At 49.5% G+C, this 23,818-nt stretch carries 23 protein-coding genes and 1 tRNA gene; 13 read left to right on the top strand and 11 right to left on the bottom strand.

What is annotated here, in order from left to right:
• Together recD and ACZND6_RS06205 are read left to right on the top strand one after the other, a co-directional pair.
• Positions 1–1,947, top strand: a complete 1,947-nt coding sequence (gene recD / locus ACZND6_RS06210) for an exodeoxyribonuclease V subunit alpha (RefSeq protein ID WP_278851179.1) — start codon at positions 1–3, stop codon at positions 1,945–1,947.
• 193 nt (positions 1,948–2,140) lie between these two features.
• Positions 2,141–2,485: a type II toxin-antitoxin system death-on-curing family toxin gene (locus tag ACZND6_RS06205; protein WP_008812146.1), complete on the top strand. Its 345-nt coding sequence runs from the start codon at positions 2,141–2,143 to the stop codon at positions 2,483–2,485.
• Between the two features lie 470 nt (positions 2,486–2,955).
• On the opposite strand, the gene ACZND6_RS06200 is transcribed toward ACZND6_RS06205, so the two are convergent.
• The 4 genes from ACZND6_RS06200 to ACZND6_RS06185 are packed head-to-tail and all read right to left on the bottom strand — an operon-like array spanning position 2,956 to position 9,420.
• Positions 2,956–4,767 (bottom strand): ABC transporter ATP-binding protein, encoded by a 1,812-nt coding sequence (locus ACZND6_RS06200; RefSeq protein ID WP_008812147.1) that lies wholly within the window; start codon positions 4,765–4,767, stop codon positions 2,956–2,958.
• Positions 4,767–6,182, bottom strand: coding sequence for an ABC transporter permease (locus ACZND6_RS06195; protein WP_008864360.1), 1,416 nt, complete (start codon positions 6,180–6,182; stop codon positions 4,767–4,769). Before ACZND6_RS06195 ends, ACZND6_RS06200 begins: the two co-directional genes overlap by 1 nt.
• On the bottom strand, positions 6,179–7,156 hold the full coding sequence (locus ACZND6_RS06190; protein ID WP_021868133.1) for an ABC transporter permease: 978 nt from the start codon (positions 7,154–7,156) through the stop codon (positions 6,179–6,181). The genes ACZND6_RS06195 and ACZND6_RS06190 overlap by 4 nt, the downstream gene beginning before the upstream one ends.
• Positions 7,153–9,420 (bottom strand): ABC transporter substrate-binding protein, encoded by a 2,268-nt coding sequence (locus tag ACZND6_RS06185; protein ID WP_489524478.1) that lies wholly within the window; start codon positions 9,418–9,420, stop codon positions 7,153–7,155. Before ACZND6_RS06185 ends, ACZND6_RS06190 begins: the two co-directional genes overlap by 4 nt.
• Positions 9,421–9,694: 274 nt before the next feature.
• On the opposite strand from ACZND6_RS06185, the gene ybgC reads away from it, so the two are divergent.
• The 6 genes from ybgC to ACZND6_RS06155 all read left to right on the top strand — a co-directional run bounded on the left by ybgC (position 9,695) and on the right by ACZND6_RS06155 (position 14,736).
• Positions 9,695–10,111 carry a tol-pal system-associated acyl-CoA thioesterase gene (gene ybgC / locus ACZND6_RS06180; RefSeq protein WP_489524477.1) on the top strand — a complete coding sequence of 139 codons (417 nt, stop codon included), beginning with the start codon at positions 9,695–9,697 and terminating at the stop codon, positions 10,109–10,111.
• Between the two features lie 25 nt (positions 10,112–10,136).
• Positions 10,137–10,820 (top strand): protein TolQ, encoded by a 684-nt coding sequence (gene tolQ, locus ACZND6_RS06175; protein WP_008864363.1) that lies wholly within the window; start codon positions 10,137–10,139, stop codon positions 10,818–10,820.
• 9 nt (positions 10,821–10,829) lie between these two features.
• Positions 10,830–11,252, top strand: coding sequence for a biopolymer transporter ExbD (locus tag ACZND6_RS06170; RefSeq protein WP_008812153.1), 423 nt, complete (start codon positions 10,830–10,832; stop codon positions 11,250–11,252).
• Positions 11,252–12,451: a cell envelope integrity protein TolA gene (gene tolA / locus ACZND6_RS06165; protein ID WP_008812154.1), complete on the top strand. Its 1,200-nt coding sequence runs from the start codon at positions 11,252–11,254 to the stop codon at positions 12,449–12,451. The genes ACZND6_RS06170 and tolA overlap by 1 nt, the downstream gene beginning before the upstream one ends.
• 17 nt (positions 12,452–12,468) lie before the next feature.
• Positions 12,469–13,980, top strand: a complete 1,512-nt coding sequence (locus tag ACZND6_RS06160) for a mechanosensitive ion channel family protein (RefSeq protein WP_300876090.1) — start codon at positions 12,469–12,471, stop codon at positions 13,978–13,980.
• A 105-nt stretch (positions 13,981–14,085) separates the two neighbouring features.
• The gene (locus ACZND6_RS06155; RefSeq protein ID WP_300876087.1) at positions 14,086–14,736 is read left to right on the top strand and encodes a YczE/YyaS/YitT family protein; all 651 of its coding nucleotides are present in this window, start codon (positions 14,086–14,088) and stop codon (positions 14,734–14,736) included.
• 106 nt (positions 14,737–14,842) lie between these two features.
• Here ACZND6_RS06155 and ACZND6_RS06150 read toward each other — a convergent pair whose 3' ends face one another.
• Positions 14,843–15,076 (bottom strand): addiction module antidote protein, encoded by a 234-nt coding sequence (locus ACZND6_RS06150; RefSeq protein WP_293737112.1) that lies wholly within the window; start codon positions 15,074–15,076, stop codon positions 14,843–14,845.
• Positions 15,077–15,543: 467 nt separating this feature from the next.
• Between ACZND6_RS06150 and ACZND6_RS06145 the strand changes: the two genes are divergently transcribed.
• Complete coding sequence (locus tag ACZND6_RS06145; protein WP_489524476.1) at positions 15,544–15,864, top strand: hypothetical protein; 321 nt, start codon at positions 15,544–15,546, stop codon at positions 15,862–15,864.
• Positions 15,825–16,058: a hypothetical protein gene (locus ACZND6_RS06140; protein ID WP_300829827.1), complete on the top strand. Its 234-nt coding sequence runs from the start codon at positions 15,825–15,827 to the stop codon at positions 16,056–16,058. Before ACZND6_RS06145 ends, ACZND6_RS06140 begins: the two co-directional genes overlap by 40 nt.
• A 94-nt stretch (positions 16,059–16,152) precedes the next feature.
• Here ACZND6_RS06140 and ACZND6_RS06135 read toward each other — a convergent pair whose 3' ends face one another.
• Positions 16,153–17,901, bottom strand: a complete 1,749-nt coding sequence (locus ACZND6_RS06135) for a proline--tRNA ligase (protein WP_293738626.1) — start codon at positions 17,899–17,901, stop codon at positions 16,153–16,155.
• Positions 17,902–18,019: 118 nt separating this feature from the next.
• On the opposite strand from ACZND6_RS06135, the gene ACZND6_RS06130 reads away from it, so the two are divergent.
• Positions 18,020–18,565, top strand: a complete 546-nt coding sequence (locus ACZND6_RS06130; protein WP_370648974.1) for an RNA pyrophosphohydrolase — start codon at positions 18,020–18,022, stop codon at positions 18,563–18,565.
• A 15-nt stretch (positions 18,566–18,580) separates the two neighbouring features.
• Here the strand turns inward: ACZND6_RS06130 and proB are convergent, their stop codons facing one another.
• From proB to rplU, 4 genes are all read right to left on the bottom strand, one after another.
• Complete coding sequence (proB, locus tag ACZND6_RS06125) at positions 18,581–19,711, bottom strand: glutamate 5-kinase (RefSeq protein ID WP_278850826.1); 1,131 nt, start codon at positions 19,709–19,711, stop codon at positions 18,581–18,583.
• A 213-nt stretch (positions 19,712–19,924) separates the two neighbouring features.
• Positions 19,925–21,037: a GTPase ObgE gene (gene obgE, locus ACZND6_RS06120; protein WP_300875536.1), complete on the bottom strand. Its 1,113-nt coding sequence runs from the start codon at positions 21,035–21,037 to the stop codon at positions 19,925–19,927.
• Positions 21,038–21,155: 118 nt separating this feature from the next.
• On the bottom strand, positions 21,156–21,416 hold the full coding sequence (gene rpmA / locus ACZND6_RS06115; RefSeq protein ID WP_008812163.1) for a 50S ribosomal protein L27: 261 nt from the start codon (positions 21,414–21,416) through the stop codon (positions 21,156–21,158).
• Positions 21,417–21,444: 28 nt separating this feature from the next.
• Complete coding sequence (gene rplU / locus ACZND6_RS06110) at positions 21,445–21,756, bottom strand: 50S ribosomal protein L21 (protein WP_008812164.1); 312 nt, start codon at positions 21,754–21,756, stop codon at positions 21,445–21,447.
• Between the two features lie 270 nt (positions 21,757–22,026).
• Here rplU and ACZND6_RS06105 point away from each other — a divergent pair, with 270 nt between their 5' ends.
• Both ACZND6_RS06105 and ACZND6_RS06100 read left to right on the top strand, forming a co-directional pair.
• Entirely contained in the window at positions 22,027–23,007 is a 981-nt protein-coding gene (locus ACZND6_RS06105; protein WP_300875533.1) for a polyprenyl synthetase family protein, read from the top strand.
• A 20-nt stretch (positions 23,008–23,027) separates the two neighbouring features.
• Positions 23,028–23,104, top strand: a tRNA-Pro gene (locus ACZND6_RS06100).
• 213 nt (positions 23,105–23,317) lie between these two features.
• On the opposite strand, the gene ACZND6_RS06095 is transcribed toward ACZND6_RS06100, so the two are convergent.
• Positions 23,318–23,818 carry a hypothetical protein gene (locus ACZND6_RS06095; RefSeq protein ID WP_293737225.1) on the bottom strand — a complete coding sequence of 167 codons (501 nt, stop codon included), beginning with the start codon at positions 23,816–23,818 and terminating at the stop codon, positions 23,318–23,320.

Genomic DNA, 23,818 nt, shown 5'->3' with positions numbered 1-23,818 from the left:
ATGATTTCGCAAAACCAAAATTCATTTGAAAACCTCGGCACCATTCTGCTTGACCTTTTAACTCGTCGAGGAAAAACCATTACAGAAGAGCTAAGAGACGCATTGGCGTTCTTCATGCTGCATCTCGGACAAGCCGAACACCTCGGAGGTTTATGTGCCGAGCTTGATGCAACGCCGCAAAATAAAAAGTACGTGGAGCTGCTCAGGGAAGCTGAGCTGCTAACAGACAGCAGCAACAAAATTGCTGACGAACCTAACAACCTTTCTGTCGCTCCTACGCCTTTTCTTCTTGACGAGAGCGAACCGAAAAAGCTGAGAATTTATTCCCGCCGCAATTTTTGCTCTGAAAGCCGTTTGGCCGCAGGTATTCACGGTATGTGCTCTACAAGCGCCAGCGACGTCAACGAGGTAAAAGAGGCCTTAGCACAGCTGGAACAGACGTTAAAGAATGCACGAGAAAACGGCGACAAGAAAGCCTACTCTTTAAATCCTCTGCAGCTGGAAGCCGCCGAACTTGCAGTTTCGGAGAAATTCTCCGTTATTTGCGGCGGTCCCGGTACCGGCAAAACAACCACCGTTGTGAAATTCATTGAAGCCTTTTTGGAAATACATCCGAAGGGCATCATTCAAATGTGTGCCCCAACCGGAAAGGCCACAAGTCGTCTTCTTGAATCCGTAAAAAATCAAGCGGATGCCGGTCCGTCCTCTGCACCTTACTACCCTGCCGTTCGCAAGGCCCTTGCGGAAGATAGACTGACTTCTTTGACGATCCATAAATTGCTCGTCACGGATTTATCCAACGGCAAACGACCTTCAGCAGACAATCCGATCGAAGCAGATCTGCTAATCGTGGATGAGAGCTCAATGATTGACTCCGCCCTTGCGTTAAAACTTATCAGATCAATTGATCCAACCAAAACGCAAACTGTGTTTTTAGGCGACAAGCATCAGCTGGCAGCCGTCGGACCTGGTTCGGTGTTTGCTGACATCTCCGACAATTCGGGTGTTTTGAAAGGCTACATTGTTGAATTAAAAGAGAGCATTCGCTTCAACGACAAATCCGCTATCGGCAGATTGGCGCAGCGCATGCTGGCCTTCGAAGAAGGAAGAGAAGCCGGCATTTCGGACTTTATTTCAGAAGTTGAGTACACGGACGATCAACCTTTTGAAGGATTTAAAGATACCGGCGTGTTTTTCAAATCTGCAGGTAGAAATCTTCCTCTGCAGGCTCAGAAGTGGTTAGAGGAAAAACTCGATTCCTACTGCAACGCAGTCGAAAACTTAAACCTGACTTTAACTTTGAACGATAAAAACGAAGTGGATTCAAGATCAGCCAACTTCGAAAACCTTCCTAATGATGTACAACAAGCTCTTAAAGACGTCTGGAACGAACTGAGTACTTTCCGTCCGTTGTGCGCACAACGTGAAGGTCCGACCGGCGTCAATGCCGTCAATGATTATTGCGAAGATTTTGTTAAAACGGCTTTCATAGTTCCATCCGCAGACGACATGTACAACGGCAAGGTCATCATTGTTCGTCAAAACGACTCCGGCCTTGGTGTCGCCAACGGCGACGTCGCTGTTATTTTCGGCTTGAAGACGGCTGATTCCGACAAACCGATGTGGTATGCATTCATCGGTGATCTGAAGAAAATCGTTCCGGCTCAGCTGCTGCCGAAATATGACACCGCCTTTGCAATCACCATCCATCAATCGCAGGGTTCCGGCTTCCGTGATGTAGCCATCTTCCTGCCAACACTAAGTGCCGGAAGTGATGCTGCCTCTTTATGCACGCGCGAACTTCTTTATACCGGCATTACTCGCTCGGAAAAAACGTGCCAGATTTTCGGGGCTAAGGATGCCCTAGACATGTCGTTAAAGACCGTCACGCAGCGCAGCGGAGGACTGCCTCAGCGGCTTAAAGAACGTTTCAGCGAACAAGGATAATTTCTCTTTCTGAGGGAAGAAGCCGAGCCGGTTAATCGAACCGAATCGGCTCTTCTCTTTCTTGAACTATGACAGATAGAAAATCAGTTCCTCAAAAACAGGAGCTCCGCCCAAATACTAAAGAGCAAATGCTCAAACGCTTTAAAGAAAATTTAAACACCTTCAAAAAGACGTTTGATTATCTCAAAGACAAATGAGTACACCATTAGATATTGATGCGGTGGTCTTGATCAACGAAGCTCTCACCGGCAATCGCTGCTCAGAAGAAAGAAAACAGCGAGTAGGCGGATGTCTGTCCAGCTATTCCTATTACGACACCGTCAGAGAGCAGATAACAAGCATCGTCGTCAGCCTTCTCAAAGGTCATTTCTTTCAGGACGGCAACAAAAGGACGGCGCTGGCGATTTACTTGGATCTGTGCCAAAACAATGGAATCAAGTTCTTGTCGGATCAAGACCGCTTAGGCGATGTTTTAATAGACATCGCTGCCAACCAGCGAGGCATCACTGAAAACACACGATTGCTCTTTCCGGATTAAAAAAGAAGTACCTCCTCGAGTTTGGCCTTTTAACAGTCTAATTCCCAAAAAAGACGTTTTCTTTGACACCAAGAATCCCAATACTTAAAAGATAGATCATCTTTAATTCGGTCTTTTAAAAACAAAAATCCCCTCCAAATTTTTATTTCATCTTTCGCTTATTTCGCTAAAACAGGCCGTTACTCTATCCGGATTGAAAAGAGAAACTCGTTCTCAAGCTCGTCTACTCACGATATATGTTCAATACTTGTTCAATCGTGTTCAATTTCTGCTCAATTCTCAAAAATTGAGGCTTTCTTTGACAGCAAAAATACCAATACTTAGAGGTTAAACTATCTTTAATTCTATCCTTTAAAGATAAAACTCCCCTCTGAATTTTTATTTCGTCCTTCGCTGAATTTCGCTAACAGAGCCTAGAACGTCTTTCCGTATCCAGACGCGTCTTTCGGCTTTGTGGGAACTTCTTGTTCTTACTTCAGAGAGTCGAAATTCGGAACTGCTTCCAGCAAGCGACAGGTGTAAGGATCTTTCGGACGATTAAGGATTTCTGCCGCCGATCCTGCTTCTACCACTTCTCCGGACTTCATCACAATGACTTCATCGGCAAGGTAACGAACGACGCCGAAGTTATGAGTGATGAACAAGTACGAGATATCTCGGCTTCTTTGGATTTCGTTCAAAAGATTCAGGATTTGGGCCTGCACGGAAACATCCAAAGCCGATGTCGGTTCATCACAAATCAGAAGTTTGGGTTCGACCACCAACGCACGAGCTATCGCCAAGCGCTGTCTTTGTCCGCCCGAGAACTCATGCGGATACCGATTCAATGAATCGGAACGAAGCCCGCAAAGACCGATGACATCTTCAATTCTTCCGAGCGCTTCACTCGCAGGAATATCAGGGTGCAGGCTCTCCAACCCTTCAAGCAGAATTTCCTTAACACGCATTCTCGGATTCAAACTGGAGAATGGATCTTGGAAAATAACCTGCATATCGACGCGGGCTTGTCGAAGATCGGGACCGTTCAAGCTGCCTAAGTCTTTTCCGTTCAAGAGCGCAGAACCGGTGATTTTTGCCTGCAGTCGGAGAAGTTGGAGGATGCCTCGGGCCACCGTGGTTTTGCCGCTGCCGCTTTCTCCGATCAATGCCGTTGTCAGCCCTCTGCGCACATCGAATGAGACATTGTTGACGGCTTTGGCGTATTCCGTCGGACGCAGAAAACCGCCGCGAATCGGAAACCAAACGCTGTAATTCTTGACTTCAAGAATGCGAGGCACATCTTTCTGCTCTCGCTCAACAACAACGTCACTTCGCGGAAGTTCGACCGGATCATTTTCAGGAAACAGGCAGCGAACTTTTCGGTCTCCAATCTCCTGCAGGACAACTTTATGCTGAGAACATTCGGGACGAGCTTTTTTACAGCGCTCGGCAAATCGGCATCCATGGAACTCTCGATTCAAGCGAGGAACCATGCCCGGTATTGCCTCGAGCATCTGGCTCTTTTGCTTTCCTTCAGGAAGCGCCTTCAAAAGATTGCGCGCATAAGGATGCAATGGCTTGGAGAAGAACTCACGTGCTGAAGCTTCTTCCACCAGCTCACCGGCATACATCAGCCCTACCCTGGCTGCGACCTGAGCCACAACAGCCAAATCATGTGTAATCAGCAGAATGCCGATGTTTTCGGTTTCCTTGAGATGCTTTAAAAGATCAAGAATCTGAGCTTGAACGGAAACGTCCAGCGCCGTCGTCGGTTCGTCTGCAATCAAATAGTTCGGCTCGGCCGCTAGTGCAATAGCGATCATAACGCGCTGCTTTTGACCGCCGGAGAGTTCAAACGGGAATGATTTCATTCTGCGTTCGGGCTCAGGGATTCCGACTTTTTTCAGCCAGTCGAGTGCTTTTGCTCGCGCTTCTTCGCCGCGCAGCGGTGTATGAAGAAGAATTGTCTCGACAATTTGATCCCCGACAGTCATCACCGGGTTTAACGACGTCGCCGGTTCCTGGAAAATCAAACTGATCTTGAAAGAGCGAATATTGCGCATCGCAGCTTCCGGCAAACCCATGATTTCTGTTCCGTCAACGGTAACAACACCGCTCGAGACTCGTCCGGAGCTCGGAAGCAATCTCAGCAGAGAAAAAGCCGTCATAGATTTGCCGCACCCGGACTCTCCGACTAAAGCGCAGATTTCGCCTCGATTAAGCGTCAGGCTCAAACCGTCTACAACGCGAACCGTATCCTCGGAAGTGAGGATTTCAGTCACCATATTAGAAATACGGAGCATTACTTTTTCCTCCCGATTTTGAGGACCAGTCTCGGGTCAAATGCTTCCCGAACGGCAGACGCAAACAAGTTGGCAGACAACACAAGTGTGAGCATGAAAGTGAAAGCCGCGCAAAGGTTCCACCAGACAACCGGTGTGCGGGAAAGTTCAAGACGTCCGGCATTAATCATGGAACCGAAACTGTGTGTCGTCGGATCAACGCCGACACCGACGTAAGAAAGCACCGCTTCATATAGAACAATGCCGGAGAAATCCAATACCGCCACAATCAAAATGATGTGGATCACGTTGGGCAGCACATGACGCTTCATGATCTTAAACGGCCCTAATCCGAAGGCACGAGCCGCTTGGATATAGTCCAGCTGAGAAATCTTTAAGGTCTCGGCGCGAAGGAGACGTGCGAGCGTGGCCCAGCCCGTCAGACCGATGATGATTGAAAGCATGAACAGACGAAGGTCGGCTCTCTCAATGCCGGTCGCATACATGCCGGGATGAGAATCAATGAACACCTGAATCATCAGCACGGAAGCCGCAATCAAAAGAACGCTCGGAATTGAAGACAACGTCGTGTAAAGGTACTGAATTAAGTCGTCTACCCAGCCCTTGAAGAATCCGGCACAAATTCCCAGAACCACGGCAAACGGAAGCGTCGTCAACGTCGCCAGAGTTCCGATCACAAGCGCTGTACGCACCGACTTAAAGGCTTGATACAGGACATCGTTGCCTGTTTGATCTGTCCCCATCACGTGGTAATACGGCCAAAGCGCGCCGATCAGGCACCCGAGGACGATTAAAACAGAGCAGGTCGTAAGGACTGCTTCATAAGGAACTTCATCGCGGCGCTTAAATAGCGTACGCACCTCTCCCTTGAATGAGCGATCTTTATATCGAGCAATCAGTCCGACCGTTAAGAACCACAGCAAAGCGCTAAGCACGAGTCCTGCACCTAGCCCGCAGGCCGATTTAACGATGATGTCTTCTGCCCAATCGGCGTTATTTTTGAGGTGCGCTCCTCCGGCTTTCAGCGGTTCGTAATCGCGCACGGGTTTGCCGTCTTCAAAGCGGGAAATTTTTTCAAATGTCTGAGTCGCAAGCGGCATCGAATAAGACTTCTCTTCGGCAGAAGAGGCTTTGCCTAGCGCTTTATCCAACAGGGAATAAGCCTTGACGTCATAGATCGGGCGCCCGGCCTGAACATCAATGACCGGACGAAAGTGCACAGAATCTACGACGGAGAGCAGAAGGAAGAAACACAGCAGCGAAAGCGAGCACAGCGAGGCGCCGGAACTCACAACATAGCGCCATCGTGCTTTGAGCTCTTCGGAGCGGGCAACATGAATCAGATAAAACGTTAGTGCCGCAAGAAGGACGACAATCACGATATCCGTTGGAAGCAAAACAAATTTAGGCATCATTTCAAACGGATCCTCGGGTCGGCAATCGTGTAAGCTACGTCCGTCAAAATCAGACCGATAACATACAGCACGGTTCCTACAAAAACCATGGTACGGACAATGGCGAAGTCCTGAGCATTAATCGCGTCAATCGTGAAGCTGCCTAAGCCCGGAATGCCGAAGAAGCTTTCCATCACTAAGGAGCCTAAAAACAGCATCGGAAGCACGGCAACCGTTGAAGTCAGAATCGGCAGGCTGGCGTTGCGCAGAACGTGTTTAAACAGGACGGCCGTTTCGCTTAAGCCCTTCGCGCGAGCGGTACGAACGTAATCCTTGTTGATTTCTTCCAGGAACATCGAGCGGTACAGCAGCGCATCGCCTCCGATGCGAGAGAAAACGCCGATCGCAATCGGAAGAATCAGGAACGAAATCATGGCCGTTCCCGTCTCAAAACCTGAGATCGGAACAAGCCGCAGAACTTTTGAGAAAAGCCACTGGCCGAAAATAATGTAGAAAAGCGAAGAGACCGACATCATGACAATGGCAAAGACCACGCCTCCGATCTCAAGCTTCGTGTGCCGGAAGAACACTAAACCTAAAGAAAACACGACAATCACGAAGACGCCGAGCAAAAAGGTCGGAAACGCCAGCGCAACTGACGGCCACATTCGGTTTTTGATTTCATAAGCAATGTCACGTCCCGCGTCCGATGCACCGAGGTCTCCGACCATCAGCCGCGCACTGTGCTGCCAAAAAATCGTATCCGTAAGCTTGTCTGAGCCTTTGGCCTTCTCATTCCAGAGCAGCGGTTTGTCGTAACCGTGTTCTTCTTTCCAGTTCTGGATCGCTTCGGCCGTCACACGCTTGCCGCCGATATTGAGGCGCGCCATATCATCCGGCGTGTTGACCGTAAAGAACAGCATAAAGGTGAGCAGATTGACGCCGATCAGAATCAGGAAGCCGTAGCCGATGCGTCTTAAGAGATAACGAATCATTTGACGTCCTCCTCTGTAGTGCGTGCGGTCATTCGTTCCCGCTTTCTATGAAGAGCCACGGCCGGAATAATCACCAACGCCGACAGCAGAACAAAAACCAGCAGCGGCCAGTAAATCGGTTTGTTCCATTCTTTAATGGCCTTTACACGCGTCTCGGGATCAAGTCTCAGATACTGAATATGGTTGCGCACGACCTGTGTGGGCTTGCCGTTATGCACCCACTGATGGAAAGCCGCCGAACTTGTCGGAAAGTATCCGAATGTCCAGGGCGCATCTTCCTGAACGATCTTAATCAGTTCATTAATGGCCTCGGCCTTAGCTGGGCCTTCGTCCATATAACGCATGCGGCTGAAGAGCTCGTCGTATTTCGGATTTTGATAATTCGAAGCGTTTTCTCCGGAGCCTCCGGTCTTGGACTTGGCGTTAGGACCGTAAAGCAGGAACAGGAAATTTTCTGCATCCGGGTAATCCGCGAGCCAGCCCCATAAGAAGAGCTGGTGATTGCCGGAGATCACTTTATCTTGGAAGCGGTTGTAGTCGGTGCCGCGAATATCGAGCTGAATGCCGATTTTCGCAAACTGCTTCTGATACCAGTCCAGTACGGCTTTCGTTGATGGAGACGCCGCCGCTTGGAAGTCGAGATTCAAGACCAAGGGTTCCCCGGTCTTCGCGTCCCGCCCTCCGGGGTAGCCCGCTTCGGCTAAGAGCTTCTTAGCTTCTTCAATAGATTTGCGGCGAACAAGACCGTCTTCAGACTTTTCGTAAACGACTGGGTTAAATGCCGCAGCGCCGTCCTCTCGATAGCCGAAGAGTCCCGGCGGAAGAGGACCATGCGCGGGGGATGCCAAGCCCTTCTCAAAGATCTGGATATATTCTTCCCAATCCATGGCAATAGAAATCGCCTGACGAAGCTTCTTGTTGCGCTCGCGCTCTTCAGGCGTCTTGCCTTCGCCGACGACCGGATCCATCCAGTTAAAGCCGAAGTACGTGTTTTGCGCTTCTACGGTCTGCGGAAACTGCAGCTTCTTTTCTTTGTACTCTTTTTCCTTTTCCGCGCTGTCGGCCATGCCGATCAAGAAGCCCTGACCGTTGTCGAGACGTTCAATCTGCGGAGAGTCGTAGTAGCCCTGAAGGAACTTCGTACGAAGCGGCACGCTTTCTTTTTCGGCCGTGATTTCAATCCGATCAATGAAAGGCAGCGGTTTTCCGCAGTCCTTTAAAAATCCTTTCGCTTCATCGCCGGGCTCCCCCGCGCAGGGATAAAGCTCCGTCTTACGGAAATTCGGATTGCGCTCCATGACATGTTTGCGGTTCTCAATCGATTCCACCAGCATGTAAGGGCCGGTACCCACGGGCCAATAGTTCAAAGACAAGTTGTTTTTGGCCATGCCCTTCTGGGCGTAGAAGGCTTCGGCCTCCCACGGAACCGGCGCAAAGAACGTCATGGCCAGCCAGTTGGGGAACTGCGGGTACTTTCCTTTGACTTCGAGCCGCAGCGTGTACTTATCCGGCGCCGAAACACCTTTGAGCTCAAACTTCCGCAAGTCTAAGAAAGGTAAGTCTCTGTCAGAGGGCTTGAGATCGGCGCGAAGGCGTTTGTCTTCTGTGCGAACCTGAACGGCAAAGTCTTTCAATCCCGGAAGATAGTTCACCATCGTTCCGTAGACCGGAGCAATGATGCGGGGATTGGCCATTCGCTTGATCGAGTAAACAAAATCCTCGGCGGTCAGCTCTCGCGTACCCTTCTGCGGCAAATCCATCGGATTGTGCAGCTCGTCGATGACTTCAGGCGCTAACGCGTGGTTGATGTATTCGCCCTTTTCGTTCTTGGCAAAAGCCGGATGAGGCGCAAAGAGGATCCCTTTTTTGATCGGAATCTCGTAAACACTCAGAGCGATTTTTTCCGCCGAAGCAGTCTCAGGTAAGGCCTTTCCGTCTTTATCCAGATAAACGGGTTTAACGACCTCTGCTGCGGAACGAGGGATCAGGCGATAAGGGCGCTCTAGGAAGTGATACTGGTAAAGCGGTTCGTAAATACTGTAGGTGTAAGGCGTCTCATCGGAAGAGTAAGAACTCGTCGGATCCAAATGCTTCGGACTGCGGCCGGAGAACGGCGTGTAAAGCGTATTGGAGGCAAGTTCTTTCTCCGTATGAACGGAGTTCGGAATTTCTTTGCAGGAGGTCAGTGCGAACACAGCAAAGACGGCCACTGACAGCTTAAGGAGCCTGCCGTAAGTTGCGCCGTATCCTACTTTAATTTTCACTGCTGTTCCTTTCGCCTATTTTGGGACGAGATATCTTATCAGATCACAAAAAATTCCAAAGAAATAAAATAGTTAGGGACGGTTTCCCGTCTAGGGGTATTCCCAACTTTTTAAGATTCGCGAAAGATTTTATCGCTCCGAAAAACGGGTATAAAGAATGACCTTTCAAGCCTGATTCTCAGGTACCCGTTTGTTAAAATGCGCTCTTATGTGAGGCTGGGCTTCAAGGAGCCTTTTTGAGCGCGCTTACGCGCGCTCGGATGAGAATTTGTTGATGGAAAAACACTATTTCGACTGGCCGGTTCGCGTCTACTACGAAGACACAGACTGTGCACGAGTGGTTTATTACGCAAACTACTTCAGGTTCATGGAACGCGCACGCACGGAATGGCTGCGCGCATTGGGCTGGAGTCAGGAGCGGCTGTACTCAGAGCTCGGCGTCGTCTTTGTCGTCGCCGAAGCCAAAGCCAAGTACAAGAAACCGGCCCGGCTGGATGATGAATTAGTGGTTCGATCAACGGTCGCCGCGTGCGGCCGTACTTCTTTTGAATTTCATCAGGAAATTCTGAGAGGAGATGAAGTGCTCAACGTCGGAGACGTTCGCTGCGGCACGCTCGACGCGCACACATTCCGCCCGGTGGCTATGCCCGAGCCTATTTCAGAACAACTCAAAAAACTTTTAACTCATTAATCATTCGTTAGTACAAGGGACTGTGATGGAAGCATCTGCCGATTTATCAATCATTACTTTGGTTGCTCATGCGAGCGCCGTTGTTCAGATTGTTTTGGCTATTCTTTTGATTTTCTCTTTAGTGAGCTGGACCATTATTTTTCAGAAATGGTTCCAGATGAGCCGTGCAAGAAGAGAAGCCCGCAACTTCGACAAGCGTTTCTGGGGCGGTGCAGATTTAAATAAACTCTACGAAAGCGCCACCGAGCGACGCTCTTCCATCGGTCCTCAGGAGGGCATCTTTTACTCCGGCATGACCGAGTTCTTAAGAAGCCGCGCGAGCAATCTTGAAGCCCGCGCCGGCACCTTCGGCGTCATTGACGGTGTGTCTCGCGCCATGCGCGCCCGTTATCAGAGAGAACTCGACATTCTCGAGTCGGGCTTGAGCGTTTTGGCGACCATCGGTTCCGTTTCTCCGTACATCGGTCTGTTCGGCACCGTATGGGGCATCATGGACGCCTTCACAGGCTTGGGCAACCTGGAAAGCGCTTCGCTGGCTGTCGTCGCCCCGGGTATTGCCGAAGCTCTGGTGGCAACCGCGATCGGTCTGTTTGCCGCTATTCCTGCCGTTATCGGCTACAACCGCTTTGCTTATAGTCTGGATCGTCTCTCGAGCCAGTACGAAAGCTTCATGCAGGAATTCCAGAACATTTTGGGTCGTCAGGCCTAAGGACGCAACATGGCACGTAACGGCAAAAGACGTCTTTTAGCAGAGATGAACGTCGTCCCGTACATTGACGTGATGCTCGTTCTCGTGGTGATCCTGATGGTCGCCGCCCCATACGTCAACCCTTCGATCGTCGATCTGCCGAAAGTCAATAAAGCGGCTCGCACTCCGGATAAAGTTGTCGAAGTCATTATCTCGCCAGACGGCAAACTCCAGATCCGCGATACTGCAAAGAAATTAACTCCGGTTGATTTCCCTCAGTTAGTCTCTACGGTCGAATCGATGCAGACCGACGGAAATCAGGTTCCGGTTGTCATTGCTGCGGATAAAACCGTCGCATATGAAAAAGTCATCGACGTGATGCGCAATCTACAAAAGGCCAACATCACGCGTATCGGTCTGTCATTGCAACTTGAAGGAAGCGGTGCCAAGTAATGGACGACTTATCTCCGAATCAAGCGAATCGGCTCTCAGGCGCTCAGGGTTATTGGGGCACGGCTTTTGTGCTCGCTTTAATCGCCCACGGGCTTCTTTTTGTGCTGCTCTTCGTTTCCATGCAATGGAGATCGGAGCCGACAGGCCCCGTCTATGCCGAACTGTGGAACGGCGACATGCCGGCAGCAGAAGCCCCGGCAGAGACGCAACCGGAACCGCAGCCTGAGCCGGAACCCGAGCCTCAGCCCGAACCGGAGCCCCAACCTGAACCTCAGCCGGAACCGGAACCCGCTCCCGAGCCTCCTGCTCCGGAAGAGCCTCAGCAGCAGCTGCCTCCGCCCCCGCCTCCTATCGCTCAGACGGATTTAGATCGTCAAGCCAATCTGCTTGAGGATCCGGACATCGTCCAAGAAAGACTCGACCGCGAAAAGAAGAAACAGGAAGAGGAAAAACAACGCATTCTTGAGCGCGAACGTCAGCTTCAGGAAGCCAAACGAGCTGAAGAGCAGCGCAAAGCCGAAGAAGCTCGCCAGGCTGAACTGCGCCGTCAGGAAGAAGAACGACGCATCGAAGAACAGAAGCGTCAGGAAGAGCTGAAGAAACAAGAAGAGCAGAAACGCTTAGCGGAAGAAAAACGTAAGGCTGAAGAAAAAGCAGAAGCCGAGCGCAAAGCCAAGCAGGAAGAACTCAAGAAGCAAGCTCAGGAACGCGAACGCAAGATCGCTGAAGAAAAGGCTCAGCGAGAAAAAGCCTTAGCTGAAAAGCGCAAGGCTCAAGAAGAACTCAATCGTCAGAGAGCCCAAGAACAGGCGAATGCCGTCCGCAGAAAAGAAATGCTCAGCCGCTTAACCGGCCAGAGCGGATCTGCCATGGGTTCAGGCTCCGGCGCCATGACGAACTTTCAGCAAGCCCAGTACAACAACCGTATCGTTGCCTGCATCCGTCCGCATATTACGTTTAATACGCCGGCCGGCGCCAAACGCGGAATGTACGTTGCCAAGTTCGATGTCCGACTGCTCAAGAACGGTCAGAAGGCTGTTCCGCCCAAGATGATCAGCAGCAGCGGTCTGAAGGCTTTCGATACAGCGGTGGAAAAAGCGATTCTGATGTGCAATCCCTTCCCCAAACCCCCGGTAGGAGACATTCCCTCTTCTATTACATTGACATTTGATCCGGTTGACGACGCAAACGGTCGTTAACCTAACGGAGACAGCCTATGAGTACCTCGGCAGCCGCATCCGCCGAAATCGCCAAAGTCGCACAAACAGCGGTTACGACAGAAGAACTTTTAAGCGGCGACAGCAACATCCTGGATCAACTCCTGCTGATGTTTGAAAAAGGGCTTAACCAGCCGATCATCTATTGGCAGCTGGCCTCCATTCTGGGCTCACTGTTTTTAGCTTGGCTGCTCGGCAAATACATCCGCATGCGGATTATTAAGCACTTAGCCGCCAATGAAATCATCGAAAGCGACGAGATCAAAGCGGAAGAAGGCGAAGCCCCTGTCAAGCCTGAACATCGCGAGAGCGCCTTCTGGGCAAAGGTAAGACGAGGCATAGAGACGCTGATTTTGCGGCTGAGTTTCCCGCTGCTTGGAATGTTCTTCATCGCGGTCAGCACCTTTACCGTGCGACTTTTCGGCTTGCTTCCTAAGAAAGCCCTGCCGCTGGAATCCATTGCGTGGCTGATTCTCGGGGCCTACGTTGTGATCCGCACGGTCGTATTTCTGCTGCACTCACTTTCGCGCAAATACAACAGCAGCCTGGATAACTTCCTGACGTTTTCGATTTGGGGCGGTGTCGCGCTTCAGATCGTCGGTGTACTGCCTAAGTGCGTCGAATTCATGCAGACCACCAAAATTCCGCTGGGAAGCACCAACGCAACGGTTTGGTCTGTCTTCCTTTCCGGCTTCTCGATTGCCTTAGCGCTCTTTATCGCGAAGTGGATCGGTCAGTTCTTTGAGAAATGGATAAACAGCCTTCCGACCATGGAGTCCAACGTCCGCGTTGTGATCATCCGGGTAGTCAAGGTCGTTTTAGTGACGATTGCGATTCTGATCGGTCTGGCTTCCGTTGGTATTGACATCACCGTGCTTGGTGTCTTCGGCGGTGCCATCGGTGTCGGCTTAGGTTTCGGCTTGCAGAAAATTGCCTCTAACTACGTCAGCGGATTCATTATTCTTCTGGACAAGAGCATCAAAATCGGCGACTTAGTAAATGTTTCCGGTGTTGAAGGCATTGTGACGGACATCAAAACGCGTTACACAGCGGTCAAAGCTTATGACGGCAGCGTCACGATTATCCCTAACGAGAATTTTGTGACCAGCAACGTCCGCAATACTTCTTATTTACTTGGCCCGGGCCGCGCCACCGTCATGATGAGCGTTGACTACAGCTCCAACATTGATGAAGTCATTGAGCTCATGACCGATATTGTTCGCAAGCAGCCTCGTGTCTTGATCAATCCGGCGCCCTACACCATTCTGACGAACTTCGGAGCTGACGGAATTGAGCTGACTTCTTACTTCTGGGTCCCAGATCCTGAAAAAGGAACCGCAACTCTGAGATCCAATATCGGACGCGCCATGTTCCGCGAGTTCAATAAACGCAAGATCAACATTCCGTTCCAGCAGCGTGACCTGCGCATTATTTCGATGCCGGATGTTGTCTGCAAGGTTGAAAATGACGTCCCTGTTGCCTCTAAGGCGGAGGTTAAAGCGGGAACGTAACTGTTTTCTTAACCCGCTCTATTCCGAAAAGTCGAAGCTCAGTCCTTCGACTTTTCTTTCTTTCGTCACTCAGTCCTCAATCCACAAAATTCAAATAACACCAATATGTTTCGCAAATTAGGTCCTTGGTTCATGTTCATCGCTGCATTATTCGTCATGAGTTTAGGTATTGCGCTCGTCACCCGAGGCAATCTCGGTACAACGCCGATTAGCTCGCTTCCTCTGGTTTCCGCTTATGCCAGCGACTTAACCTTCGGCGAAACAACTTTTCTGATCAATCTGCTTTTTGTCGCCGCCCAATGGATACTCCTCAGACGCTCCATTAACAAGGTGCTGCTCCTTGCACAAATTCCGATCACGCTGGCCTTCTCTTACTTCATCGACACCTCTATGAAGTTCACCGAGTTTCTGTCTTCTGATGTTTACTGGAAGTGTTTTGCAGTCTCGATGCTTGGAAACGTGGTGCTCGGACTCGGCGTTGCTTTAGAAGTGTTTTCCGGCGCCGCAGCGTTGCCCGGAGAAGGTCTCGTGCTTGCCGTTAGTACGGTTCTACACAAGCCATTTTCATCCGTCAAAATCGCCAATGACGTTACCTTGGTTTTGCTGGCTTTACTTCTTAGTTACTGCGTTTCCCATGAAATACACGGGCTGCGAGAAGGAACTGTGATTTCAGCGTTATGCGTCGGTATTTTTGTGAAATTTTGGCTTGCCGGACTCACAAAACTCTTCAAGAGAGCGCCGGCGGACACAGAGTAACTATTAGAGTCTTCTAGCCACGGTGGATACCGGAGAATTTAAATCAGGCGCGATGGGTCGGAGTCGTCAGCTTCAAAGCCTTGCTGATTCTAAATATTGTCTCGAATTATGGAGAGCCTTCGGGACGGAACGCTTTGTACAACGACTTTCTTGAGAGACCCGTCTCCTTTGCGAGCTGAACCATTCCTTTGGCCTTCACCATTTCGCCAAGTGCTCTTCTAACGAGTGATCCGTCCCCCGGATCTTCATCAACACAGGCCTTGAAAAAGGCTTGAGGATTGTTTTCCGTATTAATAAGGAAGTCCTGGATGTCAAATTCTTTGGCAAGCTTCGTAGTCACGCTTTGTACTCTTCAAGTAAGTTCCTCGTCGAAATCTTCAGCGAAAGTTTAAATGAACGCCGGCATTCTTGATTGAACTCGGCAGCCTCTTACGCGGCTACTGAATCCAGGTGTTGCTGTGCATTAAACATTAGAAGCGGGGCCTAAAGCTGAGTAAGCGACTGACAGGATTTCTCTCATAGTTCGGGCTTTTTACTAGTAAATGCCTAGTAAAAACGGCCCCTAAGGAGAAAATCTCTAAAAAATTTTCTATAAATTCGGTTACTTCACTGCCGTTTTTATCATATAAATTCGATAGTTTGATAATCGAATTTATTGATTTAATGCGTCAAAATTTTTCGTTCAAAACAACTATAGTCATGTTCGCCAGTCACTGGATTTTCGTCTCTCGAAAAGACAGAAAATGCTTGTGAAATTCGACCAAATATGAATAACTTTGCCCAGCAGATAAGTTTTTTGTTATTACTATGATGCAAAGAAGAAAGATAAGACCTTGGAGCAAATTACAGAAAGAGGTCTATTTGCTGGTCGATCCAAAACTAGAGTTCCAGATCCATTGTGTAGCCTATCGAATGTGTAGCCAATGGGGAAGTACAGACTTACCGCGGTATTGGATTACGTTAGACAAAGAAACCATCTTCGATTATCCGAAGCAGTTTATACACTCCGAAGGCCCAGACGAAAACTCTCGTATCGCTTACGAAGCCTTATCTATCCGTATAGCAGCGAAACCTCTGAGATTTCGAACATGCTTCGAGAATACATTGATACGCCTTCGTCGGAATTAATGACTAAGAAATTTGAAGGCGATCATTGGGGACTCACAGACATTCTTCGAGCCGCCGATAGACGAATAGGCCGAAGGAGACTGGCAGAGTTAGCAGAAGTTGTCAGCAACCCGGCCGCACAAAAAAATCTGAAGCAGAGGATAAATACATACAAGGAAAAGCAGAGGAAAGCCGCAGAAGCAGACGGCTTCTGAGCCAGCCTCGGAAGGACACCTAAAGAAATTAAAAGGGCGCCGGAAAATCCCTGCAACAGATTTTCCGACGCCCTAAAAGGAAACGCTTCTTCGCTTAGCGGACTTTGATCTTGCCGATCAGTTTGTCAGCGATTTCGGTGACAGGAACGTTTTCGTTCTGAAGATCTCCGCGGTGAGCGTATTCGACTTCACCGTTCTTCAGGCCGCGATCACCGATCGTGACGCGGTGCGGAACACCGATCAGTTCCCAATCAGCGAACATGACGCCGGGACGCAGTCCTCTGTCGTCGAGAATGACGTCAATGCCCGCTTCGCGCAAACTACCATAAAGTTCATTCGAAGCCTTCTGAACTTCTTCACTCTTGTCATATCCGACGGGGCAGATCACAACGGTGAACGGTGCGATGCTATCGGGCCAAATGATGCCCTTATCGTCGTGACCCTGCTCGATGGCAGCGCCCAGCAGACGAGAAATACCGATACCGTAGCAGCCCATCTGAAGCAGCTGAGGCTTACCGTTTTCATCCAGATAAGTGGCATTCATCGGAGCGGAATACTTATCGCCGAGGAAGAATACGTGGCCGACTTCGATACCGCGCTGCATCTTGAGCGTGCCCTTGCCGTCCGGAGAAACATCACCTTCAACGACGTTGCGGATATCAGCAACAACATCCGGTTCTCTGAGGTCGCGGCCCCAGTTTACGCCGCGGATGTGGTAGCCCTCTTCGTTGGCACCGACAATGAAGTCGCTCATGTTGGCAACGGTTGTATCGGCAACGATGGTGACATCCTTAGGAATGCCGACCGGTCCGAGGTAGCCGGGTTTAGAACCGAAGGTATCTTCGATTTCCTTGTCGGTTGCAAAGCGGAATCCGCCCTTGAGCGCTTCGAGCTTTTCGGCTTTAACTTCGTTAAGTGTGTGATCGCCTCTGAGAAGCAGAAGAACGATTTTTGCAGGCAGCGGATTGCCTTTTTCGTCCTGCTGGTCGACTGCCAAAACAATAGATTTAACGCTGGCTGTCAGCGGCTTATTCAAGAGTTCGACGACCAGCTCGCACTTATCGCGGCCCGGAGTCGGAACTTTTTCCATTGTTTCTGTGGCTTCGGCGCGTTTTTCAATCAGGCAAGGAGCTTCGGCCAATTCGATGTTGGCAGCGTATTCGCTGTCCGGGCAGAAAACGATCAAGTCTTCGCCGGTATCAGCGATCACCTGGAATTCCTGAGAACGAGATCCGCCGATAGAGCCGGAGTCAGCGCGCACCGCACGGTAAACCAAACCCAAGCGATCAAAGATGCGGCAGTAAGCTTCGAACATCTTGTCGTAGCTCTTGCCTGCGTCTTCAGCCGTACGGTCAAAAGAGTAAGCGTCTTTCATGACAAAGTCGCGGCCGCGCATCACGCCGAAACGAGGACGACGTTCGTCACGGAACTTTGTCTGAATCTGGTAGAAGTTCACCGGGAGCTGACGCCAGGACTTGATTTCCTGACGAGCGATATCGGTCACGACTTCTTCGCTGGTAGGCTGGAGAACAAAGTCTCTGTCGTGTCTATCTTTAAAGCGAAGCAGTTCAGCGCCGTACTTCTGCCAGCGGCCGGTTTCCTGCCAAAGCTCAGCAGGCTGAACGATCGGCATCAGAAGTTCAATGGCGCCAGCACGGTCCATTTCTTCTCGAACAATACGTTCAATCTTCTTCAGAGAACGAAGGCCCATCGGCATGTAGTTATAGACGCCGGCTGCAAGCTTACGGATCATGCCCGCACGCAGCATCAGCTTCTGGCTAACGATTTCTGCATCTGCAGGAGCTTCTTTCTGTGTTGAAATAAAAAATTGTTTTGCTCTCATTACGAATTCTCAAAAACGAGCCGGCAGGCCGGCAGTCTACGATTAGGTTCGGATCTTATGACTTCTTTTCCTGCCTCTATATAATGGGCAGACACAAATAAGTTATTTTAAAGTTTTTATGCTTGATCAACATGGATACCGACCAAACGTCGGGATTATTTTGACCACTCCTCTCAAACAAGTTTTTTGGGGGAAACGTTTGGGTCAGCATTCCTGGCAATTTCCGCAGGGCGGTATCAACCGCGGGGAATCGCCTCGCGAAGCCATGTTCAGAGAGCTTTGGGAGGAACTTGGTCTCTTTGAAAACCAAGTCCGTATCATCAGCCGCACCGAAGACTGGTTGCGCTATGACGTTCCGGACCGCTGGATTCGCCGCGACCTTCGCGGCATTTACAAAGGCCAAAAGCAGATTTGGTTCCTCTTGGAGTTTCTCGGTAAAAACAAAGATATCAACTTGAAAGCCACCAGCCATCCGGAATTTGAGGCCTGGAAGTGGAATGACTATTGGGTTCCGCTGAGTCAAGTAATCGACTTCAAACGCGGTGTTTATAAAGAAGCGTTGAAAGAGTTAGCTCCTGCTCTCTTTACCGACAAGAAACACCTTGTTCCGCCTGCAGGATGGGAAAAAGCGGAAGGTCCGGGACACTTCCGCCTTTACAAATAGTCGTCTTTAAGACGATTACTTATTCATCACAACCATGTTGTCCTGATGAATTAGTTCTCTCTGTTCTAAGTAACCCAATTCTTCAACAACTTCATCGCTGTGCAGTCCCATGATTCGGCGGGATTCATCGGAGCCATAGTTAATCATGCCGCGGCAGATTTCTTTATCGTTTTGATCCACGACTTGAATGATTTCGCCGCGCAAGAAGTCTCCAATCACCGCTTTAACACCAACTGGCAGCAGGCTCTTGCCTTTGCGAACAGCCTCAACAGCTCCCTCGTCGATAACGAGCTTACCCTTCAGCTGCAAATGGTCGGCCATCCACTGGCTGCGGGCAGACATCGGTTTGCGATCGGTCTTCAGAAGCGTTCCGATGGATTCGCCTTGAGCTAAACGAACCAAAACATCAGGAATACGTCCGCTGGCAATAACGGTAGACGCACCGCTGCGAGCTGCACGTTTGGCAGCAAGTACTTTTGTCTGCATACCGCCCTTACCGATGGAAGAACCGGCGCCCCCTGCCATCGCTTCATAAATCGGATCTCCTGCCTCACCCACTTCTACTAACTTAGCTTCGGGATTAGAGCGCGGATCAGCGGTGAAGAGGCCGATTTGATCGGTCAAAATCACTAAGACGTCGGCATCGATTAAGTTCGTGACCAGCGCGCCCAACGTATCGTTGTCACCGACTTTGATTTCGTTGGTTACGACGGTGTCGTTCTCGTTAATGATCGGAACAACTTTGAGGTCTAAGAGCGTGGTCAGCGTTTGACGAGCATTCAAATAGCGTTCGCGATCTGCAAGGTCAGCATGCGTCAACAAGATTTGAGCTGTGCGAATGTCGTAGCGTTCGAAACTTTTTTCATAGGCTTCCACAATACCCATTTGTCCGACAGCGGCTGCGGCTTGGAGTTCGTGCATTTTTTTCGGTCGTTTGGTCCAGCCGAGACGAGCCATCCCTTCGGCAACGGCACCGGAGCTCACCCAAACAACCTGCTTGCCCATTTCTTGAAGCTTAGCGATCTGAGCCGTCCAGCGGGCAATTGCTTCCGTATCTACTCCGTGACCTTCGTTTGTCACTAAAGATGAGCCGACTTTTACGACAATCCTTTTTGCATCGTTCCAAATTCTGAGGTTTTCTTCCATCTCATTTATTCCGGTCTTATTGGCGACAACACTCTTTCGAAACGAATCATAAACTTCGCTCCCTTTTTATGTGTCAAGCGAGTCGCCGAAGTGATAGTTTTTCAGTATATCCAAAATCGCTTTGAGCGAATGACTTCCATCTGGACAACACAAACCAAAAAGAAAAAACGTCGGAAGTTTTATCTTTCGGCGGTTTCTCTTTTTGCGATTAACTTACTTTTGTTCGCTTTCTTCAGGCTCTACGCCTTCTGGCGGAAAGACTTCTTCGTCTTCATCAAAGCGAACATCCGGTTCGCTTTCTTTGATCAGCTGTCTGCGCTGTTCGTGAATATCTTCAGCGATTGCCTTGACCAAAGCTTCAGTGCCTTCACGTGTGACGGCAGAAATCGCAAACATCGGAACATCTGTACCAAAGGCTTCGCGATACTTGTTCACAACATTGGCCCTTTCTTCTTCAGGAACCAGGTCCATCTTGTTGAGAACAACCCAGCGCGGCTTTTCGGCTAAGGCCGGATCGAACTTTCTCAGCTCTTCAACAATGGCGCGAGCGGCTGCGATAGGATCTTCTTCGGTATCGAGAGGAGCCACATCAATGACGTGCAGGAGCAAGCTGGTTCTGGAAAGATGACGCAGGAACTGGTGGCCTAAACCGGCACCTTCGGAAGCGCCTTCGATCAGACCGGGAATATCGGCAATCACAAAGCTGGATTCAGGACCCGCACGGACAACGCCAAGATGCGGATGCAGCGTTGTGAAGGGATAATCAGCGATTCTGGGTTTGGCATTAGAAACCGCAGAAATCAGTGTGGACTTACCCGCATTCGGAAGGCCCAACAGACCGACATCAGCCAAAACTCTCAGCTCAAGCTTGAGCGTTCTTTCCTGACCGGGTTCTCCCGGTGTGCATTGACGAGGAGCACGGTTGGTGGAGGTTTTAAAGTGCAGATTGCCTAAACCGCCCTTACCGCCTTTAGCAAGAAGGGCTTTTTCACCGTTTTTATCCAAGTCGGCAATTGTTTCACCGGTATCCAAGTCTGTAATCACCGTTCCTACCGGAACACGAAGTTCGATATCGGGAGCGCCTCTGCCGTAGCAGTCACTGCCGCGGCCGTTTTCACCGTTCTTAGCTTGGAATTTACGTGTATAACGGTAGTCGATCAAAGTATTCAGATTTCTGTCGGCCACGGCATAAATAGAGCCGCCGCGTCCGCCGTCTCCGCCGTCAGGGCCGCCTTTGGGAATAAATTTTTCGCGTCGGAAGGAGGCAACGCCGTTTCCGCCCTTTCCCGCAAAAACTTCAATTTTCGCTTCATCTACAAATTTCATTTTTCTTTCCTGTCCGTAAGGACTTATTAGGTATGGAGTTGATGATAGCCGTACAAAAAAATCAGCGCCCCGTTCCCTGCTAGGAATGGGGCGCATCTTTGTTTGATTCGCGGTCTAATTAAGCAACCGGAACAACGTTAACGTAGTGACGGTTCAGACGTCCGTGAACAACGAACTCGACCTTACCGGCAACTTTAGCAAACAAAGTGTGGTCACGGCCCATACCGACGTTTTCACCGGCATGGAATGTGGTACCGCGCTGACGAACAATGATAGCGCCTGGCTGAATCATTTCAGAGCCGAAAACTTTAACGCCAAGACGTTGTGCGTTGGAATCGCGGCCGTTACGTGTAGATCCGCCGCCTTTCTTATGTGCCATTTCAAATACCTCTTACTTAAAAATCCAATTAGGCCGAAATCTCATCAATCTTGAGTTCGGTGTAGTTCTGACGGTGACCAGCACTCTTCATGGAGTGTTTACGACGACGGAACTTGAAAATACGAACTTTTTCATGACGTCCTTCAGACAGGACTGTGGCAGTAACAAAAGCGCCGGGAATCGTCGGATTACCAAGCTTAAGGCCTTCGTCGTTCTTAACAGCGAGGACTTCCACGAGTTTGATCTGGGAGCCAACGTCACCCGGGAGGGTTTCGACCTTAACCTTGTCGCCAACAGCAACAGTGTACTGTTTGCCGCCGGTTTTAATAATTGCGTACATGTATATACCTTTAACACTTCAATGCAGTCTGCGTTCTGCTGAAGCCTTTTTGTTTGCTCAAATAACTTAACGCGCAGAGTCCGGGATTATGCTCGAAAAATTTCGTATAGTCAAACGCTTAAAGATGTTCTTTTGTTTTTCTCAAAGCCAAACGTAGTTTTGCTTTGAATTCTTAGAAAAATCTCGTTTTTGTGTCTTTTAGTATCAGCAATCAAAGAAAAATAGTTAATATTTGACTTTGTTTTATTTAGCACCCTTAGGAATTTTTCAATGAGTCAAGTAGCAGCCGCCGTTCAGAGAATCATCGCCCCGATTTCGGAAGATTTACTCGCCGTGGATCGGGAAGTTATTGATGATCTTCAGAGTGACATTCCGCTGATTAAAAAGATAAGCGACTACATCGTTACAGCTGGCGGCAAACGGATGCGTCCGATCGTCTTAATGCTCATTGCCCGCGCTCTGGGTTACCAGGGAAAAAATCACATCTTCTTAGCTACGATGATTGAGTATGTGCATACGGCCAGCCTTCTGCATGACGACGTCGTTGACGAGAGCGACTTAAGACGCGGCAAGCCGACTGCCGGGTTTAAGTGGGGAAATGCAGCAGCGATCTTAACCGGCGACTTTATGTATTCTCGAGCCTTCCAGTTAATGGTTCGTACCCAGAACTTACGCATTTGCGAAATCGTTGCCGGCGCCGTAAACCGAGTTTCCGAAGGCGAAGTGATTCAGCTTCTCAACATCCATGACACAACCTTGGACGAAGCACGTTATTTTGATGTCATTGAAAGAAAGACCGGCGTCCTTTTTGAAGCTGCAGCCCGCATGGCTTCCGTCGTTGCCGGCGCCTCTAAAGAAGTAGAAGACAAAATGGCTGAGTACGCTCTTTGTCTTGGCCGTGCCTTCCAAATTATTGATGATGTCCTCGACTACACAGGCTCTAAAGACAATATCGGAAAGAATTTAGGCACCGACCTTCGCGAAGGAAAAATGACGATGCCTCTTATCTACGCTTTGAGACATTGTTCCGAAGAAGACGCAAAGATTATTCGTACTGCAGTCTGCAGCAATGATCCGGACTTAGAAAACGTAACCCGCGTCATTCTTGCCTCCGGTGCCATCGATGCGTGCATTGAAGCCGCCAAAAAAGAAGTTTCCCGAGGAATTGATGCATTAAATTGCTTACCGACTAGCGCATTTAAAAATTCTCTGATAGAATTGCTTTCCTTGACAGTTGAGAGAGATCGATAGATCGCTTGAGACGCAAGAATCGGAGTGTAGCTCAGCCTGGTAGAGCACTGCGTTCGGGACGCAGGGGTCGGAGGTTCGAATCCTCTCACTCCGACCAGAATTCCACCCGGGTGTTCAAATGAACATCCGGGTTTTACTTTTTTTGGCTTTTCGCGGCTCGCTGAGGCGAAATTTTTTGCTTCCCATTTAACTGAGGAACGTTGGCTACCAACATTCCTGCTTTCAGCTTCTTCACCATTGATTGCTCTTCTGGCTTAGTAATTGAGATTAAAAGCGGTGTCAGGGGAACCTCGTCTAGAAATCTAGATTGTTAATAAAGGACACCAGGAGGATCGTCTTTTGTCACGTCAAGAGGTTCTCCATTAAGAATCGCATCGATTAACGCTTTTCTTTCTGCTTCATTTTGCGGGTAGTAAGGACCAAACCCGTGTAGTATCGGCTCGAACTTAAACAGCCTTTCGTGAATGTAATAAAGCTCTTCATCAGACAACTGGTTAAGAGCTTCCCTATTCAGTTTCTTTTTAAAGTCCTTCACTTTTCCGGGGTGGAAAGGTTTTTCGACAATAAAGCTCTTTATTGCGTTTCTTTCGAGCAATCTCCTAAATTTTTTAAACTCTTTGTGGGCACGCACCGGAGCCTCTTTTTTCGGTTCGAAATCATCGCTTTCATCGAACCAATCGGAAGGAAAACTCTTCGGCACGTCTTCATAGCACACTTCTGATTCGGGTGTTAATCCAGTTGAATGACGTCGACGCACTTCAGCGCCAAATTTCCGCGTTTTTTCTGTAAGTTTCTTTCTTAGCTTTGTCAT

This window comes from Parasutterella sp., assembly GCF_057870745.1.
This window is presented reverse-complemented; position numbering and strand designations above follow the sequence as displayed.

Excerpts from the sequence above, each read along its gene's own strand:
- ACZND6_RS06170 (WP_008812153.1), top strand. The coding sequence starts at position 10,830 with ATGGCACGTAACGGCAAAAGACGTCTTTTAGCAGAGATGAACGTCGTC.
- ACZND6_RS06105 (WP_300875533.1), top strand. The coding sequence starts at position 22,027 with ATGAGTCAAGTAGCAGCCGCCGTTCAGAGAATCATCGCCCCGATTTCG.
- ACZND6_RS06130 (WP_370648974.1), top strand. The coding sequence starts at position 18,020 with ATGCTTGATCAACATGGATACCGACCAAACGTCGGGATTATTTTGACC.
- rplU (WP_008812164.1), bottom strand. The coding sequence starts at position 21,756 with ATGTACGCAATTATTAAAACCGGCGGCAAACAGTACACTGTTGCTGTT.
- tolQ (WP_008864363.1), top strand. The coding sequence starts at position 10,137 with ATGGAAGCATCTGCCGATTTATCAATCATTACTTTGGTTGCTCATGCG.
- ybgC (WP_489524477.1), top strand. The coding sequence starts at position 9,695 with ATGGAAAAACACTATTTCGACTGGCCGGTTCGCGTCTACTACGAAGAC.
- ACZND6_RS06140 (WP_300829827.1), top strand. The coding sequence starts at position 15,825 with ATGCTTCGAGAATACATTGATACGCCTTCGTCGGAATTAATGACTAAG.
- obgE (WP_300875536.1), bottom strand. The coding sequence starts at position 21,037 with ATGAAATTTGTAGATGAAGCGAAAATTGAAGTTTTTGCGGGAAAGGGC.
- ACZND6_RS06195 (WP_008864360.1), bottom strand. The coding sequence starts at position 6,182 with ATGATGCCTAAATTTGTTTTGCTTCCAACGGATATCGTGATTGTCGTC.
- proB (WP_278850826.1), bottom strand. The coding sequence starts at position 19,711 with ATGGAAGAAAACCTCAGAATTTGGAACGATGCAAAAAGGATTGTCGTA.
- ACZND6_RS06145 (WP_489524476.1), top strand. The coding sequence starts at position 15,544 with ATGATGCAAAGAAGAAAGATAAGACCTTGGAGCAAATTACAGAAAGAG.
- ACZND6_RS06205 (WP_008812146.1), top strand. The coding sequence starts at position 2,141 with ATGAGTACACCATTAGATATTGATGCGGTGGTCTTGATCAACGAAGCT.
- ACZND6_RS06190 (WP_021868133.1), bottom strand. The coding sequence starts at position 7,156 with ATGATTCGTTATCTCTTAAGACGCATCGGCTACGGCTTCCTGATTCTG.
- ACZND6_RS06135 (WP_293738626.1), bottom strand. The coding sequence starts at position 17,901 with ATGAGAGCAAAACAATTTTTTATTTCAACACAGAAAGAAGCTCCTGCA.
- ACZND6_RS06155 (WP_300876087.1), top strand. The coding sequence starts at position 14,086 with ATGTTTCGCAAATTAGGTCCTTGGTTCATGTTCATCGCTGCATTATTC.
- tolA (WP_008812154.1), top strand. The coding sequence starts at position 11,252 with ATGGACGACTTATCTCCGAATCAAGCGAATCGGCTCTCAGGCGCTCAG.
- rpmA (WP_008812163.1), bottom strand. The coding sequence starts at position 21,416 with ATGGCACATAAGAAAGGCGGCGGATCTACACGTAACGGCCGCGATTCC.
- ACZND6_RS06160 (WP_300876090.1), top strand. The coding sequence starts at position 12,469 with ATGAGTACCTCGGCAGCCGCATCCGCCGAAATCGCCAAAGTCGCACAA.
- ACZND6_RS06200 (WP_008812147.1), bottom strand. The coding sequence starts at position 4,767 with ATGCTCCGTATTTCTAATATGGTGACTGAAATCCTCACTTCCGAGGAT.
- ACZND6_RS06095 (WP_293737225.1), bottom strand. The coding sequence starts at position 23,818 with ATGACAAAGCTAAGAAAGAAACTTACAGAAAAAACGCGGAAATTTGGC.
- recD (WP_278851179.1), top strand. The coding sequence starts at position 1 with ATGATTTCGCAAAACCAAAATTCATTTGAAAACCTCGGCACCATTCTG.